19 protein-coding genes and 2 pseudogenes are annotated in these 17,509 nt (G+C 67.1%); 12 read left to right on the forward strand and 9 right to left on the reverse strand.

The genetic code is table 11. From position 1 onward, the window contains the following. Window positions 1-350 precede the first annotated feature (350 nt). Window positions 351-545, reverse strand: a complete 195-nt coding sequence (locus IU459_RS38850; protein ID WP_228838813.1) for a hypothetical protein — start codon at window positions 543-545, stop codon at window positions 351-353. Between the two features lie 2 nt (window positions 546-547). Then, complete coding sequence (locus IU459_RS38855; RefSeq protein WP_228838814.1) at window positions 548-1,174, reverse strand: hypothetical protein; 627 nt, start codon at window positions 1,172-1,174, stop codon at window positions 548-550. A gap of 130 nt (window positions 1,175-1,304) precedes the next feature. Here IU459_RS38855 and IU459_RS31825 point away from each other — a divergent pair. The 4 genes and pseudogenes from IU459_RS31825 (at window position 1,305) to IU459_RS31840 (ending at window position 3,657) form a co-directional block, all read left to right on the forward strand. Then, window positions 1,305-2,118: pseudogene (locus IU459_RS31825) on the forward strand (DUF1206 domain-containing protein). Window positions 2,119-2,551: 433 nt separating this feature from the next. After that, window positions 2,552-2,788 (forward strand): hypothetical protein, encoded by a 237-nt coding sequence (locus tag IU459_RS31830; RefSeq protein WP_195104215.1) that lies wholly within the window; start codon window positions 2,552-2,554, stop codon window positions 2,786-2,788. Next, entirely contained in the window at window positions 2,788-3,105 is a 318-nt protein-coding gene (locus IU459_RS31835; RefSeq protein ID WP_195104217.1) for a hypothetical protein, read from the forward strand. The genes IU459_RS31830 and IU459_RS31835 overlap by 1 nt, the downstream gene beginning before the upstream one ends. Window positions 3,106-3,126: 21 nt before the next feature. Further along, window positions 3,127-3,657: an NAD-dependent epimerase/dehydratase family protein gene (locus IU459_RS31840; RefSeq protein ID WP_195133295.1), complete on the forward strand. Its 531-nt coding sequence runs from the start codon at window positions 3,127-3,129 to the stop codon at window positions 3,655-3,657. Between the two features lie 174 nt (window positions 3,658-3,831). Here IU459_RS31840 and IU459_RS31845 read toward each other — a convergent pair whose 3' ends face one another. Next, on the reverse strand, window positions 3,832-4,494 hold the full coding sequence (locus IU459_RS31845) for a hypothetical protein (protein ID WP_195133296.1): 663 nt from the start codon (window positions 4,492-4,494) through the stop codon (window positions 3,832-3,834). Between the two features lie 83 nt (window positions 4,495-4,577). Here IU459_RS31845 and IU459_RS31850 point away from each other — a divergent pair, with 83 nt between their 5' ends. After that, window positions 4,578-5,219 (forward strand): TetR/AcrR family transcriptional regulator, encoded by a 642-nt coding sequence (locus IU459_RS31850; RefSeq protein WP_324199108.1) that lies wholly within the window; start codon window positions 4,578-4,580, stop codon window positions 5,217-5,219. Between the two features lie 317 nt (window positions 5,220-5,536). On the opposite strand, the gene IU459_RS31855 is transcribed toward IU459_RS31850, so the two are convergent. The 4 genes from IU459_RS31855 to IU459_RS31870 form a co-directional block, all read right to left on the reverse strand. Continuing rightward, window positions 5,537-5,821, reverse strand: a complete 285-nt coding sequence (locus tag IU459_RS31855; RefSeq protein ID WP_195133298.1) for a hypothetical protein — start codon at window positions 5,819-5,821, stop codon at window positions 5,537-5,539. 95 nt (window positions 5,822-5,916) lie between these two features. Continuing rightward, window positions 5,917-6,828: a haloalkane dehalogenase gene (locus IU459_RS31860; RefSeq protein ID WP_195133299.1), complete on the reverse strand. Its 912-nt coding sequence runs from the start codon at window positions 6,826-6,828 to the stop codon at window positions 5,917-5,919. A 155-nt stretch (window positions 6,829-6,983) separates the two neighbouring features. After that, on the reverse strand, window positions 6,984-7,442 hold the full coding sequence (locus tag IU459_RS31865; RefSeq protein ID WP_195133300.1) for a hypothetical protein: 459 nt from the start codon (window positions 7,440-7,442) through the stop codon (window positions 6,984-6,986). A 428-nt stretch (window positions 7,443-7,870) separates the two neighbouring features. Then, window positions 7,871-8,035 (reverse strand): hypothetical protein, encoded by a 165-nt coding sequence (locus IU459_RS31870; RefSeq protein WP_195133301.1) that lies wholly within the window; start codon window positions 8,033-8,035, stop codon window positions 7,871-7,873. 436 nt (window positions 8,036-8,471) lie between these two features. On the opposite strand from IU459_RS31870, the gene IU459_RS31875 reads away from it, so the two are divergent. The 6 genes from IU459_RS31875 to IU459_RS31900 all read left to right on the forward strand — a co-directional run bounded on the left by IU459_RS31875 (window position 8,472) and on the right by IU459_RS31900 (window position 14,742). Then, entirely contained in the window at window positions 8,472-8,819 is a 348-nt protein-coding gene (locus tag IU459_RS31875) for a carboxymuconolactone decarboxylase family protein (protein ID WP_195133302.1), read from the forward strand. After that, window positions 8,810-9,118 (forward strand): carboxymuconolactone decarboxylase family protein, encoded by a 309-nt coding sequence (locus IU459_RS31880; protein ID WP_195133303.1) that lies wholly within the window; start codon window positions 8,810-8,812, stop codon window positions 9,116-9,118. Before IU459_RS31875 ends, IU459_RS31880 begins: the two co-directional genes overlap by 10 nt. Window positions 9,119-9,168: 50 nt before the next feature. Further along, window positions 9,169-10,059 carry an alpha/beta hydrolase gene (locus IU459_RS31885; RefSeq protein ID WP_195133304.1) on the forward strand — a complete coding sequence of 297 codons (891 nt, stop codon included), beginning with the start codon at window positions 9,169-9,171 and terminating at the stop codon, window positions 10,057-10,059. Between the two features lie 78 nt (window positions 10,060-10,137). Then, a complete protein-coding gene (locus IU459_RS31890) occupies window positions 10,138-11,574 on the forward strand; it encodes an FAD-dependent monooxygenase (RefSeq protein WP_195133305.1) in 1,437 nt (478 codons plus the stop codon). A 121-nt stretch (window positions 11,575-11,695) separates the two neighbouring features. Beyond that, window positions 11,696-14,416, forward strand: coding sequence for a helix-turn-helix transcriptional regulator (locus IU459_RS31895; protein ID WP_195133306.1), 2,721 nt, complete (start codon window positions 11,696-11,698; stop codon window positions 14,414-14,416). A 95-nt stretch (window positions 14,417-14,511) separates the two neighbouring features. Then, a complete protein-coding gene (locus IU459_RS31900; RefSeq protein ID WP_228838815.1) occupies window positions 14,512-14,742 on the forward strand; it encodes a hypothetical protein in 231 nt (76 codons plus the stop codon). A 150-nt stretch (window positions 14,743-14,892) separates the two neighbouring features. Here IU459_RS31900 and IU459_RS31905 read toward each other — a convergent pair. Then, window positions 14,893-16,054 (reverse strand): annotated as a pseudogene (locus IU459_RS31905) (IS3 family transposase). Between the two features lie 62 nt (window positions 16,055-16,116). Here IU459_RS31905 and IU459_RS31910 point away from each other — a divergent pair. Further along, window positions 16,117-16,407 (forward strand): sigma factor-like helix-turn-helix DNA-binding protein, encoded by a 291-nt coding sequence (locus IU459_RS31910; protein WP_324199110.1) that lies wholly within the window; start codon window positions 16,117-16,119, stop codon window positions 16,405-16,407. Window positions 16,408-17,335: 928 nt separating this feature from the next. Here the strand turns inward: IU459_RS31910 and IU459_RS40210 are convergent. Next, window positions 17,336-17,506 (reverse strand): recombinase family protein, encoded by a 171-nt coding sequence (locus tag IU459_RS40210; protein ID WP_369123102.1) that lies wholly within the window; start codon window positions 17,504-17,506, stop codon window positions 17,336-17,338. Window positions 17,507-17,509 lie beyond the last annotated feature (3 nt).

A 17,509-nucleotide genomic window follows, 5' to 3' on the forward strand; every position in this document is an offset into this window, starting at 1 on the left:
CCGCAAGGTCTTCCAGCGGATGGGTCGCCGCCCGGGCGTCAGGCGACGTGGAAGGACTCTCCCCGTCGACCTGTTATAGCTTTTCACCCGACGACCAGCAGTTGCTGCTGGCGGAGCACGTGTGCGTAGTGGTCGACTCCCCCTCCGGACACCGTTTTGTCATGCATCCTCCGCAAATTTGCAGGCGACGCTCCTGTGTCCACCGAATCGGGAACGGTCCATAGGGCTTTGGCGGAGCTGATCAAGTTCGATGCAGTTGGCGGACCCAAGTGGGTGATCACGTGGTCCGGTTGGCGATTCAAGCCGCCTGGATGCAGTGCGGGAACCGGGTGGATGGGGTTGGAGCGGGCTCAGCGTGTGGTGGTCGCCGGGACGTCGAAGTAGTGGCCTTGGCCGAGGTCGTCGATGAGACCAGGCTGGACGGGCCTCCAGCTGAGGAGGTCCCGGGTCAGCGTGCTCGAGGCGGGGTTGTCGGCCTTGGCGTGGGCGCTGAGGAAGCCGAAGTGGGCGTCGGCCTGCGTCACCGGGATGCTGACCACGGGCACGTTCAGCCCGCGGCCGATGGCCTCGGCGATCTCCCGGAAGGAGATCCCCTGGTCGTCGACTGCGTGCAGCCGTGACCCTGCTGCGCCGATTCCAGCGCCAGGCGGGCCGCGTCCAGCGTGTGCACGGCGGGCCAGCGGTTGTCCCCGTCGCCGACGTAGGCGGCGACGCCCTTGGACCGGGCGATGGAGATCAAGCTCGGGATGAAGCCGTTGTGGTCGAGCGTGCTGTGCACGGTTGGAGCAAGCCGGACGACGGACGAGCGGATGCCGCGCTCCGTGAGTGCGACCACCGCGTTGTCGCCGTCGATCCGCGGCCCCGCTTCGATCACGTCCGCTTCGGTGGCGGCGTTTTCCAGTCCCGCGAAGGCGAGCAGCATGGTTCCCGACGTGGTCACCAGAGGCTTGCCGGTGCCGGCGAGCGCGTCCCCGAGCGTGTCGATGGCGCGCAGATCCGCTGCGACCGCGCTGTCGAAGTCGCCGGCGAACATGGTGTCGTGCTTGAAGGCCAGGTGGATGACGCCGTCGGCCGCGACGGCGGCTGTGGCGAGGCCCTCGAGATCGTCAGGTCGCCTCGGTGCACCGCATTCGCGCGACGGCGCAGGCCAGCAGGTGACGCCGGGGTCCGGCAACCGCTGTGAGGGAAAGTCACGACCCGCTCATCCGGGCGCCGGGGTGGGGAGGTGCTTTCTCCGTGGACTTGGGTATCCGGTCGATGTCCTGCGCGGGCTTCGCGCCGTGGTACCTGGATGGAGCAGCAGCATGACCCACACCGGTCTATCCCCCACCGCCGGGCAGATCGCCCAGAGCAGCGTGTTCGCACGTCTCGCCCGCGCCGGCTATGTCATGTCCGGCCTCCTCCACGTACTCATTGGCTACATCGCCATCCGGCTCGCGTTCGGCGGCGGGGGCAACGCCGATCAATCCGGGGCCATGGCGGAACTGGCCGATAAACCGGGTGGCGAGTTCACCCTGTGGATGGGCGTGGTCGCGTTCGTGCTGATGGCGCTCTGGCGACTGGCGGAGGCCGTCTTCGGCAGCGCGTCCAAGCCGGGCGCCGACAGACGGAAGTCCGAAGTGTCCGATCGCGCCAAAGCACTCGCGCTGTCCGTCGTCTATCTCGCGTTCGCGATCACCGCGTTCCGTTTCGCACAGGGCAGTGGACAGTCGAGCAGTAGCCAGAGTGTGGGGCTCACCGCACGCCTGATGCAGCACACGGCGGGCACGATCGTGCTCGTCGCTGCTGGGCTGGTCCTCATCGCGATCGGCGGCTACCACGTGCACAAAGGAGCCAGCCAGAATTTCCTCGACGATCTTCGCGGGGTCCCGAGCGCCTTCGTGCGGCGGCTGGGCACTGTGGGATACATCGCCAAAGGACTGGCCGTCGCCGCGGTCGGGGTTGCTGGTGATCCTCGCCGCGATCGAATCCGATCCGAACAAGTCCGCAGGCCTGGACGGAGCCGTGAAAACGCTCGGCGCGCAACCCTTCGGCATGGCCCTGCTCCTGATCTCCGGATCGGGCATCATCACCTACGGGCTCTACAGCTTCGTCATGGCCCGCAGCGCCAAGATGTAGCGCCGACCGGCTACCGCACCGCGGTCAGAAGCCCGGATTGCCGCCACAGGGTCGAGTTCCTCAGGGAGATCCGGGACCGATCGGCCGTAGGGACGCGGCCAGCTCGCCGGGGACTGAGGATCTGTACCGACCAGCCGTGGCCGGCCGGCCACCGGGCGGGATCGGCTCGCTCGTCGTCGTAGAACAACTCGCCGCGCGGGAATCGGCCTCGGATGGCGAACTTGGCTCGTCATCGGTGGCACATCTCGCCGCCGCACGCCCTCGGCCGGGGGCACTACGGGACCTCCGAGTTCTGATATGGAACGAATCCGCGGTCGGGCAGGGGCGCCGGAGGCCGGGTGTGGCGCGACGACGTCGCCTGAAATCCCTCTCTGCGGCCAGCCTGGGACTGGCGGAGCCGTAATCTACCGCTGAGGGCGGTATGCTCGGCGGTATGGCTGGACGGAAGACGTCGGTGTCGTTCGACGACGAGACCCTGGAAATCCTCGCCCGGCGCGCCGAGGAGGAGGGCCTGGATCGCTCCGCCTATCTCGCGCAGCTGGTGCGCCGCGATGATCTGCGCCGCCGCATCGCCGCCGACAGCGCCACGCTGAACGCTGCCGGGTACACGCCGGACCGGGCGACCACGCTGACCGCGGGCCTCATCGCCCAGCGTCGCGCGGCCGGCTGATGGCCGCTCCGCGATTCGGCGAGGTCTGGCACGCCCCGTCGGGCTCGGTGCTGCCGGGCGGCATGCTGTGCCTGATCGTCAGCTCCGACGACTACAACCGGATCCGGCGCCAGTACATCATCGTCGAAGTGGTCTCCGACCCGCTGTCGGGCGACGCCATCATCTGCGAACTGGGCCCGGTCGGTGTCGCCCTTACCGGCGCACCGTTCACTGTCGGCCCGCAATGGTTCGCCGGGGCCGACGAACCGGTCGCCGTCGTCGACGAAGAGATCGCGCGCCAAGCCGCAGACCAGATCCGCGCCATCCTCGGCCCCTGAGCGGCGTGCGGGCAAGTAGGGGTGCATTCCAGCCAGCAGACGAGCACCGGCGCAACCTCCTCCCATATCCGGTCGACCCACTGCGCCAACAGCTTCGGCCCATATCAGTTGCGGGAGAAGCTGATCTCGCTGGCCGTGACGAATGTGCTGCGGGGCCGCAAGATCCCCGTGTACGGCGACGGGTTGCAGAGCCGTGACTGGTTGCATGTCCTGGATCACTGCGATGCGGTGCACGGGGTGGTGCACGCGGAGCTCGGGCCGATCCCGAAGGCGGCTGCGACCGATCCCGGGCTGCTGTCGATCTTCGATATCTCGGCGCGTCACGAGGTGACCAACCTCGATATCGCCCGCATGGTGGTGACCGAGCTGGGGCTGGACCCAGCCGAGTGGATCCAGCACATCGAGGATCGCCCGAATCACGACCGCCGCTACGTGATCAATCCGGAGAAGCTCGCGACTGGCGGGAACGGATCATCGCCGACAAGGGCGAACTCGGGTTCGACTGGAGTCGAGTCGGTGCGGATTCGCCGCGAGGCTGAGGCAGTCCCCTGAGCGTTGGCTATGAAGGCGGTGTAGCCCTTCGTGTCGCGCCACGGTCGGCCGTTGCTGGCGGCGAACCACGCCCGGACCTCGTCACGTACCTGGGTGAGGATCGCGTCGTGGTGCGGCTTCTGGGACGCCACGGCTCGAGTCGCGGCAGCCGCACCGACTATGTCAGCGCGCTCATCAGGCGACCGGAACCCTGGCAGCCCAGTAGGCGAGCTGGCGGTAACCGCTTTCCTGGTGCAGCAGTTTCGCGCCCAGGTACGTTCCGGCAACGATCTGCACGGCCTCGTCACGAATCTGGTTGATCGGCCATGGATTGGTGCCGATGGTTTCGTAATCGAGGACCAGCACCTGAGTCTGCGGGGACACGGCGCTGGGTTCGACGCGGTTGAGCATCTCGAACCCCTCCCAATGGCTGCCGTTGCGGCGCAGCCGGTACTTCGGGGCCAAGACCGCCGTGAGAATGAACGCCAGCCCGGAGAGGGAATTGGTGCCGCGCCGGGCGGACTTGTCGAACTTTTTACCCAGCCACGGCATCAGCCCGAGCGTGCCGGTGACGACCTTGCCCAGCATGATGATCACCCGGCCGGTTCGTTCCAGATCATCGGTCGGATTCAGGAAACCGACCAGCTTGCCCTCCGTCTGCCCGTCGATGTCAGCGGCATCTCCGGCCGCGAACAGCTGCGCCAATTCCAGCTCGGCCGCCTGATTCGGCAACTGGGCGCCAAGGCGTGCGAACCACGCCCACGCCGCGTCCTGAGCGGCCTGAGGATCGGTTTCGGCCAGCGTGCGCAGTCGATCAACTCGCTCGGCTACAGCGGACGACCTTGTCGATGTGGTCATGACCTGCCCTTTCCAACAATATGGTATTCCTACACCCATTAGGGAATCATCATTCCGGTAGAGAATCAAGTATCCTTTCCGGTGTGACCAGACCCAAAGCGTGGGCCGAGCGCCGCAGACAAGCGCTGAGAGAAGAGATCCTCGAGGCGGCCTTCGAGGTGTTCGCTGAACGCGGCTACCACGACGCTGGGGTCGCTGAGATCGCCGAACGGGTCGGTATCGGTCACTCGACCTTCTACCGACAGTTCCAGTCCAAACGTGAAATTCTCGACGCCGTCATCGACAGCGTGATCGAGCGATCGAAGGCGGTGCTGGTCGCCGAGAACGCCCCTGAGGCCGCTCGAACGCTCGTCGAATACCGAGCTCAGGTGGACCGCATTGCCGCCGCGCTCGGGGATATCACCGCCGACCTGCGCGTCGTGCGCTTGCTGCTCATCGAAAGCCTTAGCGTGGACGTGGAACTCGAACTGCGCATCTTCGGCATCTTCGACCTCGCCGCCACACTCACCGCCGCCTACTTCGACCACGGCCGCGAACAGGGCTACCTGCGAACCGATTTGGATACCGCCGCCACCGCCCGCGCCGTCGTCGGCATGATCTTCGGGACCGCTCTGACAGGAATGAACCCGGCGTTCGATCAGGACACGCGCAATCGCACGATCACCGCGGGCGTCGAGCTGATGTTCAGCGGCATCACCGGGCATCCCGACACGAAAACACCATGACCACTAAATGACGCAGAACGGCCGTTTCCGGTTCCACGGCGACGAACTCCAGTCGGTACCGTTCGGGATTGGCCTAGGTATACCCCAGGTCAGCACACCGCCAGCCGGATGAACACCGACGGTCGGCACATCGTACGGTGGCTGGTCGACAGCCCCGGCTACGCGGGACACCGATCGGGACCTTGCCGCTGTGCGGGTCTTCGCCGTAATCGTCACCGCGGCCGAGGAATTGATCGATCAGCACATCGCCTCAGCCCGCCGGCGCGAGCATCTGCGGGCGGACGGGACCATTCGGTATCGACCCGAGATGAACCGAGCTACCGATCGGGACGAGACGGCCGGTCGAGTAGCGCCTGGCGCCGTACTTTGCCGGCGTCGTCGCGCAGCGCATGCTCGGTGTAGGTGAAGGTGCGCGGTATCTTGTACCGTGCCAGCCGTTGGCCGGCGAAGGCGCGCAACTCGTCGCCGGTGAGGTCTTGGCGGTCGTGTCGATCAGCGCGTTGCACCACTGGGGCGGTGCTCGCATCGAGTGAGAGGATCCGCAGTTTCAGCCCCTCGGAGGCTCGGTTGGGGTTCGGGTGCGGTGGACCGTCGACCACCATTTACCCGTATGGTGAGCGTGCCAAAGCCCTGATCGCGACCCGCCCTTCCGGTTTGGTGCTGACCTACTGGAGCTCACGTCACGGAGCAACCGAACCTATCGCGCAGTCGCGCGGACAAAGTCGACGACAACTGCGGCGAGTTCTTCGCCCTTGTCCTCCTGGAGGAAGTGCGCTGCGGAGGTGATGGTCACCGGTGGATGTCCAGCGGCACCAGGGATTTTCGAGCGCAACACCTTATCTCCGCCGCGGGTGATCGGATCAGAGTCCGAGAAAGCGCACAGGAATGGGCGCTCGAAGGTCTCCAAGACAGCCCACGCGGCCCTGTTGGCGGGTGCGGCGGGATCCTCCGGACTGACCGGAACCAGCAGCGGGAACTGGCGGGCGCCCTGCTTGTAGGTGTCATCGGGAAACGGAGCGTCGTAGGCGGCGACCACCTCGGGTGTGAGGTCGGTCAGGCAGGCACCGTTGACGATCTTCCCGGCTTGAAAGTTGGGCGTCTCCTGGCTGAAGCGCTGCCAAGCCAGGAACGCATCGCCGGGATGGCGGTCACCGGTCGGCAGAAACGTGTTCGCGGCGACGACCCTTGCGAAACGCTCGCAATGTTCACCAACCAGACGCAGCCCGATCAATCCGCCCCAGTCCTGGCACACCAGGGTGATCCCGTCGAGGCCGATCGCCTCGACCGCAGCCCAGGTCCACTCGACGTGCGCCTGGTAGGTGTAGTCGTCACGGTCGGCCGGCTTGTCGCTGCGGCCGAAACCGACCAGGTCGATCGCGATCGCCCGCAGGCCGGCCGCCACCAGGACCGGGATCATCCGCCGATACAGATACGACCAGGACGGTTCGCCGTGCAGCAGCAGCACGACCTCACCATCGGCGGGGCCTTCGTCCAGGTAGTGCACCCGCAGCAGGGTCCCGTCACCGGCCGCCACCTCGACGTAGTGCGGTTCGAACGGGAAGCCGGGTAGCCCTGCGAACCGCTCGTCGGGCGTCCTCAATATCCGCATGGCCCAATCCTTTTCGCCGAGAAGTGCTAGCTGCCGTTGCTGTGGACGCGACTCGGTTCGACGAGAACCGCTGCGCGACGTTCCGCTGTCGGTCAGCACCCGCCGGACTCGCTCCGCGGGCGCTGATCTCGATCTCGGTCCGAAGCTCCATCATGTCAGGCGACTCCCGCCGCTGGTGCGGGCGTACGCGCCCCGGCGGCCGATGCCTTGCGGATCGCTCGTACGAGCAGGAAGCCCAGGGCGTAGTGCGTCGTGATCGCGGCGACGACGATCGCGCTGCCGTTCGAGAAGATTCCGTCGTCGGCGAGCCAGAGCCACATGACCCAGTCGGCGGTCGCGCTCGCGAGCTGGTAGAAGGCGAGGCCCCTCGCGACCCCCAGGTGCGGGTCCTTGCGCAGGACGCAGGCAACCCAGGCCTGCGCGAAGAGGGCGAGGCCGAGCAGCTTGGTCAGCCACTGTCCGTCCGCGGTCAGCACCCAGCCGGTCACGTTCTCGACCTGGTCGGGCGGGGTAAGGACGGCGACGAGCGTTGGACACGAGCTGCGGGGCGGCGGCGATCCGGTAGCCGGATCAATGAGCTGCGAGACCACCTCACTGGAGGAGGCAACAACCACCAGTCGATGGAAGCACTCGAATTCACGCCAGCTCAGCGCTGCACGAAGTCCGTGTCCCCGTGCGTAGCAGCCCGACCATGCTCTTGCCGCAGCCGGCCAACGGGTACTCGGCGATCTGCCAGGAGGTGGGCCGCGGTTGCGGACCGCGGCCACCCGCGGGAGCTGCTGACGGGCTGCGGCGGAAGGATCACAGATGACCCGGCGGCCGGTGACCGCGCTGGTCGCGCACGGCGTCGACGGTGCTCAACCACCTCTAGTCCCACACCGGTGGCTCTGATCGGGCGTGTGGGTGGAATGTGGCCGCGGTGGGCGCGGAGTGCCGATTGTCGGCAAGGTGTGCGGGCGCTCAGCCGGTTGAGCCAAATGGGTCAGGATGGCCAACGCTGATGCCGACGGGGAATCGAGTGGGGCTGTGCAGGTGACGAGGGTCAGATCAGACCGGCAACACCGAGGCCGAGCAGGGCGAAGCCGAGTGGTTCCAGCCACGACAGGCCGACCAGGACGACGCCACCGCCCAGTAGTCCGGCGGCGATCAGGATCGGGGCCAGGCAGCAGGTCAGGCACAGCAGCCGGTGTCGTGACCAAGAAGTCAACCAAACCGACTCCGAGACACCCGGGAACATCAGGGGTGAACATCACTGTCCGAGTATCGGCGCTGCGCCGGTGAGGTCGACTCGATTCTCGAACTTCTGCACCATCGCGGCGCTGTAGGCGGGGACGCGATGAACGCACCGCCCGCGGGTTCTCCGCGAGCGCTTGCGATCTGATCAGTGCGCTGGACCCGTCCGCTGATCCGACCTGACCGGTACCAGCGCGGACGCATACCAGTCATCTGACGGATGCGACGGCTACAACGATCTTCGTAGCGTCGGGACCATGGCAAAGCGGTCCGAACCCCGCTCAGCGACCGTCCTGGTGACCGGTGCCTCCACAGTCGCGGTTGATGAGCACGCTCGGGCGCGTCGTCCCCGAGTACACCCTCGATGCCCTGCGCCTGCGCGCGCTGGGTCTGTCCTGAACGGAGCAGTCATGACCCAGCTCGCCGGAGCCGACGCGCTCGCCGCCCTCGACCCCGTCTTCGCCCAGCTCGCCGTCGGCGCGGGCGAGAACCTGTGGGGCCTGACGCATCTGACGATGCGCGAGAAAGCCTTCGTCTGTTTGACTTCCGACCTGTGCCACCCGCACCTGGACCTGCCCCTGACCATGCATGTGCAGATGGCCCTCGCCAACGGTGTCGAACCCGAGGCCATCAGGGAGCTCTACCGTCACCTGGCCCCCTATGTGGGGTACCCCGTCGTCGTCTCGGCCTTTCAGCGCTTGCGCGAACTCGGCCTGCCGGGCCACAGGACGCCGATCCCGTCGCGCCGGTGCCGCTGACCGATGCGCTGGTCCGCGCCGTCCGCGTACTGGAGGATGTGGACCCCGGACTGGCCGCCTTCACCGAGGACCAATTGGCCCAGCGCTGGGCCCGCCCGCACCTCAGCGTCCGGGAACGGGCAATCGCGTGCCTGACCGTGGATGTCTTCTACCAGACGCTGGGCGAATCGATGCGCCTGCACGCCGAGCTGGCCAGGACAGCCGGGGCCACCGAGGAGACCTTCCGCGATCTGCTTCGCGGCCTGGCCGAGTTCGGGCTCGCCCGGGTCTGGGCCGCCGCACGTGAACTCCTTTCCTGAACCAATCGCCGGCTACCGGCAGCCGGTCTGCAGCCGTGGAGATGATCCGAATGCGAACCAAAGTGTCGTTCACCGTCGTCGGCGTCCGGTGCGTCGGCTACCTCTACCTGCCCGCCGAGTCCGGACCGGTGCCGTGCGTGGTGCTGTGCCACGGTTACAGCGGAACGATGGACCGGCTCTTCGACTACGCCGAGCGGTTCGCCGCCGCGGGCTTCGCGGCGCTGGTCTTCGATTACCGCGGCTTCGGCGAGAGTGACGGCGAACCCCGCCAGGTGCCCGATATCGACGCCCAGCTTGCCGATATCGCGGCCGCCGTGGTCTTCGCCCGAGAACATCAACGGGTCGATCCCGGCAGGGTGCTGCTGTGGGGCAACTCGCTGGGCGGCGCACACGCCATCACCGTGGCCGCGAGTGATCCCCGCGTCGCAGGCGTCGTGGCGCAGATCCCGTTCAACGGATTCCCGAAGAAGGTCGAGGGCCGGTCGACCGCGGACACGCTGAAGCTGCTCAGCGCGATCATCAGGGACGCCCTCCGCGGCAAGCTGGGCCTTCGCCCCTACTACATCCCCATGGTGGGCCACCCCGGAGAGCTCGCCGTCACTGCGAGTCCCGAGGCCGAACAGCACATCCAGGCTCTGACCGGTGGTGGCCAAAGCACATCGTGGCGCAACATTGTAGCCCCCAGAGGCCTACTGCAGATGATGCGCTACCACCCCGCTGAGGCCGCCGCGCGCCTCTCCTGCCCGCTGCTGGTCTGCGTCGCCGCCGAGGACCGAGAAACACCCCTGGAAAATAGCCGCGAGCTGGCCGACCGAGCCCTGCACGGCGAACTCCGCGTATATCCGGGCACCCATTTCACCTTCTACACCAACCCCGAGTTCCGCGACCGTGTGGTCGCCGACCAGGTCGACTTCTACCGCCGCACATCCACGACTGCGTGATGGGCTGTGCATGAGCGCTGCACATGCCGCATCACGAACCTAGAAAACCTACAACAACTATTTTGGTTGGAGCACAATATGATTCCCGAGCAAACCGATGTGCTCATCGTCGGCGGCGGTCCCACCGGACTGCTGCTGGCCGGTGACCTGGCCCGCGCTGGGGTGGCGGTCACCCTGGTGGAACGGCATCAGCACGGGTCGGACCTGACACGTGCCTTCGGCGTACACGCCCGGACCCTCGAACAGTTCGACGCGCGCGGGATCGCCGACGAGGTGGTGGCCGCGGGCGCGAAAGTAGGCAGCCTCAGACTGTTCGGGTCGGTGAGCATAAACCTGGCAGAGCTGCTCGACAGCCGATTCCCGTACCTGCTCATCGTTCCGCAGACCCACGTCGAGGAAGTATTGCGCCGCCGGGCAACGGAACTGGGCGCGAACCTGGTACCGGGAGCCGCGCTGACCGGGTTCACGCAGAGCTCCGAAGGAGTGGAAGCGACTGTCCAGCACCAAGGTTCGACACAGCGCGTAGACGCCGAGTACCTGGTCGGTGCTGACGGCTACCACAGCCGCGTCCGGGAAGTTCTGGGCCTGGAATTCCCGGGCAGGTCGGTGCTGAAGTCGATCATGCTGGCCGATGTCCGGCTCGCCGTTCCGCCGCAGGATGTGCTGGCCGTCAACGGGGTCGGGGACTGCTTCGCCTTCATCGCCCCGTTCGGTGACGGCTGGTACCGCATCTTCGCCTGGAATCGCCGCAATCAGCTACCCGACACCGAACCCGTGGAATTGGACGAGCTGCGGGAGGTGGCCCGCCGCGCACTCGGCTCCGATTACGGGATGCGCGACCCGCGCTGGATGTCGCGATTCCACAGCGACGAACGACAGGTCGAGTCGTATCGCGTCGGCCGGGTGTTCCTGGCCGGTGACGCCGCGCACGTGCACTCGCCCGCAGGTGGCCAAGGCATGAACACCGGACTGCAGGACGCGGCCAATCTGGGCTGGAAACTCGCTGCGGCCATTCAGGGTTGGGCCCCGGACGGGTTGCTGGACAGCTATCACGCCGAGCGGCACCCGGTAGGACGGGAAGTGCTGCGCAGCAGCGGCGCAATCATTCGCGCCGCCATGCTGGAATCGCGGATCGGTCAGCTGGCCCGTAATGTCGTCGCGGGAAAGGCACTCGAACTGCCGCCGGTCGCGCGCAAGGCGGCGGGGTCGATCTCGGGTATCGGGTTCGCCTACCCGGGCCCCGACGGTGCGCATCGCCTCGTCGGCAGTCGGGTCGGCGATACTCCGCTGCAGGGCACTCCCGTGCGGCTGTACGAGGCGCTGCGAGGCGGCCGGTTTGTGCTGGTCACCAATGCTGAAGTGGCGGAGGTGGGGTGGGCCGACCGGGTGCGTGTCGTCAGCCCCGCTGATCCGGCGCATCCGGCGATGCTGGTCCGCCCGGACGGCTATGCGGCCTGGGCCAGCGACCGTCACGACGTGGCCGAATCCAAGGCCGCATTGGATTATTGGACCTGACCTGCGGCCCCGTCCCACCGTGCGGAGCTGACCGTCCAATTCGACGCCGAGAATGCCGTCCCACTCACGCTAATCTCAACCGTGCCGTATTTCGTGCGGCACGAGGGATAGGCGTTGCTGGATGGGTTCCATGCTGTACGGCCGACAAGCGGAGCAGGCGGCCATAGACGAGCTGCTGAAGGGCCGGTCCGGCGCTTTGGTGATCCGTGGCGAGGCGGGCGTCGGCAAGTCGGCTCTCCTGGAGTGCGCGGCCGCAACGGCGGGGGCACGGGTATTGCGGGTGGCCGGTGTCGAGTCCGAGGCCGATCTGCCGTTCGCCGCGCTGCATCGACTGCTACGCCCGGTGCTCGATCAGATGGAGACACTGCCGCCGCAGCAGGCGAATGCGTTGCGCGCCGCACTAGGTCTGGGTGACATCGTGCACGGCGACCGTTTCCTCGTCGGGCTGGCGACGCTCGGCCTGCTGGTGGAGCTGTCGACGGCGTGCCCGGTGGTGTGCCTGGTCGACGACACCCAGTGGCTTGACGGCGAGTCCTCCGACGCACTGCTGTTCGCCGCACGCCGCCTTCATGCCGAGCCCGTCGTCATGCTGTTCGCTTCGAGGGACGGCTGGTGCTCCGGGGATGATTGCATCGCAAGGGATTTGCCCGAGTTGCGACCGGGTGGCCTGGACGACGGGTCCGCCCGCAAGCTCCTCAACGAAGGGGCTGCGGACCTGCCGCCCGCCGTCCGTGACCAGATCCTCGCCGAGGCGATGGGCAATCCGCTCGCCCTGATCGAACTGCCCCGCATGCTCACCCCCGAGCAACGCAAGGGCGCGCTGGTCCTGTCGCCGTTCTCTCCGAGTGCGGCGCAGCCTGTGACGGACAGGGTGTTGACGGGGTTCCGCGCGCGGATCTCAGCACTTCCGGAGGTCACTCGTTCCTGCATGCTGGTGGCGGCGATGGAGAACATCGACGAGTTGGACGTGCTCGCGCACGCGATCAGTCTGCTCGGCGCTTCGCTGGAGGATTTCGCGGTGGCCGAGCGGGCGGGCCTGGTGGGGATGGGTCCGGACGGTGTCGCCTTCCGGCATCCGCTGGTGCGTACCGCGGTGCTGCTGGCCTGCGACATCGCCAGCCGGGTGGCCGCGCACCGGGCGCTTGCCGCGGCGGTCGACATCGACCGGCGTGCCTGGCATCTCGCTGCCGTCGCCCTCCGGCCCGACGAGGAATTGGCCGGGAAGCTCGAAAGCCTGGCGCTGAGCGCGCGGCAGCGCGGTGGGCAGGCGGCAGTGTCGGCCACGTACGCTCGTGCGGCCGAGCTGTCCACAGATCCTGCTGAGGCCGTCCGACGGTGGACGGCCGCGGCCGAGGCCGCGACCGAAGCCGGACTGTGGCAACGCGCGGGTGAACTGGTGGACAGGGCACGGGACCGGGCCGAGGCGGCGACACCGGCGGGCGACGTCCTGGCACAGCTCGCCTACGTACGCGCGAAGCTGGAACTCTGGTCCGCTCGGCCAATGGCGGCCGTGCGGCTCATGCACGAAGGGGCCGAGGCGGCGGACGACATGCTGGCCAGGCTGTCGCTGATCGCGCTGGCGGGCTACTACGCCTGGGCAAGCGCCACCCACCCGGATCAGCTCGCGCTGGCCCGCCGCTCCGAGGAGATGTGCCCGGACGGTGCGGGGCTGCCCGCCATGGTGCGTGCGGCCAACCGCGCGCTGCGCCTGCTCGTCGAGGGCAAGCCCGCGACCGCGGCCGACTTCGTGATTCCGGCCGGTCACGTACCGTCCGAATTGCGTTACCTCATCGCGTTTCAGGACCTGGCGCGCGCCGGAGCATACGGCATGCTCGATCGCGCGACCGGACTCGTCGAGGAATGCCGGGCCGAGGGTCGGCTGGGACGCATGCCCCAGGCTATGACGCTGCTCGCCGTCGCCCAGCTCCTGAACGGACGGCACCGAGCCGCGCGGGCCACGGCAACCGCGGGTATGACCTTGGCATCCGACGTGGGCCAGCCGATGTGGCGTGGCTACCTGGCGGGCGTGCACTCCTGGCTATCCGCGGTCGCCGGCGCGGAGGACGAGTGTATTGCCTTGGCGGAGCAGGCGATTCGGGACGCGGACCACCGTGCGTGGATGCCGGCGGCCTGCTGGGCCGAGTACGCACGGGTGGTCCTCGACCTCGGGCTGGGCCGCTACGAGGCGGTGCTCGGCCGGTTGGACCGGGCGATGACCGGTCCAACCCGCCACGCCTTCCTGTGGTGGTATTCGTGGCCGGACTACATCGAAGCCGCTGTTCGGCAGGGCGATTCGTCACGGGGCCGCGATCGGCTGGGGCCCCTTGCGGACTGGGTCGACAGCACGGGCCAGGCGGCGGCGCTCGCCATTCTGCACCGGGCTCGTGCGCTGTTGGCACCGGACAGCGCGGCTGGTGAGTTGTTCGAGCGGTCCCTCGCGTTGCACTCCGAACACAGCCAACCCTTCGACGAGGCACGGACCCAGCTGGTATATGGAGAGTGGTTGCGTCGCAACAGGCGTCGCGCTGAGGCACGCCCGCAACTACAAGCCGCCATGGAGACCTTCCACCGGCTCGGCGCGGCCGTCTGGTCGGACCGCGCCGCCGCCGAACTGCGCGCGACCGGGCTTTCCGTGCCCGACCGCTCCCGTGCCGGAGATCCGCTGGGCGTGCTGACATCGCAGGAACTTCAGGTAGTTCGGCTGGCCGCCACGGGCGCATCCAACCGAGAAATAGGCGCGCAGCTGTTCGTGAGCCCGCGCACGGTCGCCTATCACCTGTACAAGGCGTTCCCCAAGCTGGGTGTCGCCTCGCGCGCGGAGCTGGCCAAACTGCTGTCGTGACGCTACAGCCGGCTGAGCTCGTTCCGAATCAGTCACCGCGACCGGCGTGACATCCGCTGGATACGGCTCCCATCACGCAGCGATCGAATGCGAGCGTGGCGCTGCGCAACAGCGTCGGACTGGCACAGCTGGTCGACGACCTCGGCTATCACCGGTACTGGGTGCCCGAGCACCACGGAATGTCGGGCGTGGCCAGCGCGGCACCGGCACGCCGCTCGACGCCTTCTCCGCCAGCCAGACGCCGGCCCATCCCGGCGAAACGAGCCGACCAGCAGCACTCTCACCTGTCGGCGCTCACGTTATTCCCGGCTGGTCTGCTCGAGTAATCGGACAGGTGGTGGGTCCTGGTTGATGTTCTACCCGATGGCCTCCTTCGGTGGCTGGCCTGTGGTGGCGGGCCGTTTGTTGGGTCGGCAGGACGGTCCGTTCATGAACACTTGATGAGGGACTGCTGCACGATCGGGTGACAGATTCGATCACGCGGCCTGACTGGCCGGTGGGGTCATGATGGTCTCGTATCCGACCGGCGTCAAACGGCCGAGGGTAGCTTGGCGTCGGCGGCGGTGGTAGGTCCGTTCGATCCGGGTGACGATCGCGATGCGCAATTCCTCACGGCTGCATCTGGATCGGCGGTCGAGGACATTCTTCTGCAGCAGCGCGAAGAAACTCTCCATGGCGGCATTGTCGCCGGCCGCGCCGACACGGCCCATCGACCCGGCCATGCCGTGACGAGTCAGGGCTCGCATGAATTTCCTGCTGCGAAATTGCGATCCGCGGTCGGTGTGCAGAATGCAACCGGCCACCTCGCCACGGCGAGCCACCGCATTGTTGAGCGCGTGCACCGCCAGCGCCGATTTCATGTGTGAGTCGATGGAGTAGCCGACGATCCGGTTGGAATAGACGTCCTTGACCGCACAAATGTAGAGCTTGCCCTCGCAGGTCTGGTGCTCGCTGATATCGGCCAGCCACAACCGATTCGGAGCCTCAGCGGTGAAGTTGCGTTGGACCAGATCATCGTGGACCGGCGGGCCGGCCTTGCCCTTTCCGCGTCGCTTCTTGCCGAACGCACTCCACCAGCCCTGGGCCGAACAGATCCGCCATGCAGTGCGGTCGGCCATCGGTTCACCGGCGGCGCGGGCCTCGTCGGCGAGAAATCGGTACCCGAATCCGGGATCGTCGCGATGGGCGTCGAACAGCTCGTTGGCCCGATACGCCTGGTCGAGTTCGGCGGCAGTGACCGGTTCGGCCAGCCATCGGTAGTACGGCTGACGGGCCAGTTTCAGCACCCGGCACGTCACCGTGACGGGGATCCCGTCGTCGGCCAGCTCGCGGACGAGGGGGTAGATCATTTTCCCGGCAGGTTCGCCTGCGCGAAATAAGCGGCGGCCGTTTGAGGACCTCGTTCTCCTGCTCCAGCAACCGGATTCGCCGTTTCGCCGCCCGCAGCTCGGCCGACTCGCTCGTGCTGGTGCCCGGTTTGGTTCCCTCGTCGACATCGGTCTGACGCATCCATTTCGACAGCGTCATCGGGTGGATCCCGAAATCGGCGGCGATCTGCTCCAGCGTCACACCATCATCGCGATTGCGAGCCACACGCACGACATCGCCGCGGAACTCACGGGGATAGGGCTTCGGCACTCGACAGTGACGCCACCGTGGGCGACGGTGCGGCGAGCGTGCTGCGGACAGAATCGTCGTCGATGGCGATGCTGGTTGTCCTGGAATCGCTGACTCCGCTGGAGCGCGCGGTCTTCGTACTCAACGAGGTCTTCGCCTACCCGCACACCGAGATCGCCGATATGGTCGACCGCTCCCCCGCCGCAGTGCGCCAGATCGCCCATCGCGCCCGCGCCCACGTACAAGCGCGCAGACCACGCACCCAGGTGGACCCACTGATCCGCCAGGAAGTGACCGAGCGCTTCGTCGACGCCGCGATGGGCGGAAACCCCGCCAAGCTGACCCGGGTGAACGATCCGAATCCGACTCGCTGACCGCGGATCGCTGTGCATGCGGCCGCGCGTGCACAGGAACGTCGCTCAGTTCTCTCGGGTCGGCGCTGACCACATGTACTGTGACCGGGCCCGCTCTGCGAATACGGCATCTACTTCCACCGAGAGGGAATCGGTCTCGATGTCCACACTTGTACTCAATGTCCGCTTCACTGCGAAGCGAGGTCACCGCCTCGCCTTGTTCGACAGCGGCGGACAGGAGCTGATGCGTCTGGGACACATCCGCGCCCGCCTGCCGCTCGAGGATTCTCGGTGACGTTGTCCTGATTCGAAAGCGCCGGCGAGTGCGCAGGTGACAGCACCCGGTGCAGCGCAAGGGAGCCGGGCTGGGCGGGAATCGGGCCGACTCCGGGTGCTACCTCGACCCGGTCACCGCCGCCTCGAGTCGACAGTAGCCACACCCGAGTCGCGCGATTGCTCGCCGTACCGCTCGTGGTATGAGACCCACCGTCCGAGAGGAAATGAGTCAGAAACGCCGGATGCGATCTATTCCGCTGCCCGGAGGGTCAGAGAACGGCTCTGGCCCATAATGCCGAGACGGGGCACGTTCCGGCGGGTTCGGCGGGCGCAGCCTCACTGCGGACCAGCCGATCGCGCAAAGCGGGTTCGAAGTTCATCACTTCGGCTGCGCGTTCGGTCACGGTAGCCGAATCACGCTCCCGTGTGGCTACTTCAGCAAGTCGAATTATCGCAGCTCAGAGCACCTTTCGCCATTTCAAGGTCACAATCGGCTCACCTGGCGTGATTGGCCGAGGTCAACTGGACAGACCCCCCAGCTGCTGTCGGGGCCGATACCGTATGTCGAGGTGGAAGGCCTGGTGGAGATTCGCTTTGTCGGCTTGGGCGCCCGCGGCGAGGACGGCTGCGATGTCGCCGAGGGAGTCGATGAGCTTGCGGATCTCGGTTTCTGTCAGTTGGGGGCTGGTGGGCAGTGCTGGCTTGCCAGCCGTCTTGGGATCGGTGCCGGGTTCTGCTCGGGCCGGTGTGCTGACGGGCAGGGAATGTCCTCGCGGTTGAGTTCGTGGGCGATGGCCTTGTCGCCTCGGCCTGCGATATAGTCGCGGAAGATTCGTTGGACCACAGA

Source organism: Nocardia amamiensis (genome assembly GCF_015477605.1).
Classification (GTDB): Bacteria; Actinomycetota; Actinomycetes; order Mycobacteriales; family Mycobacteriaceae; genus Nocardia; species Nocardia amamiensis_A.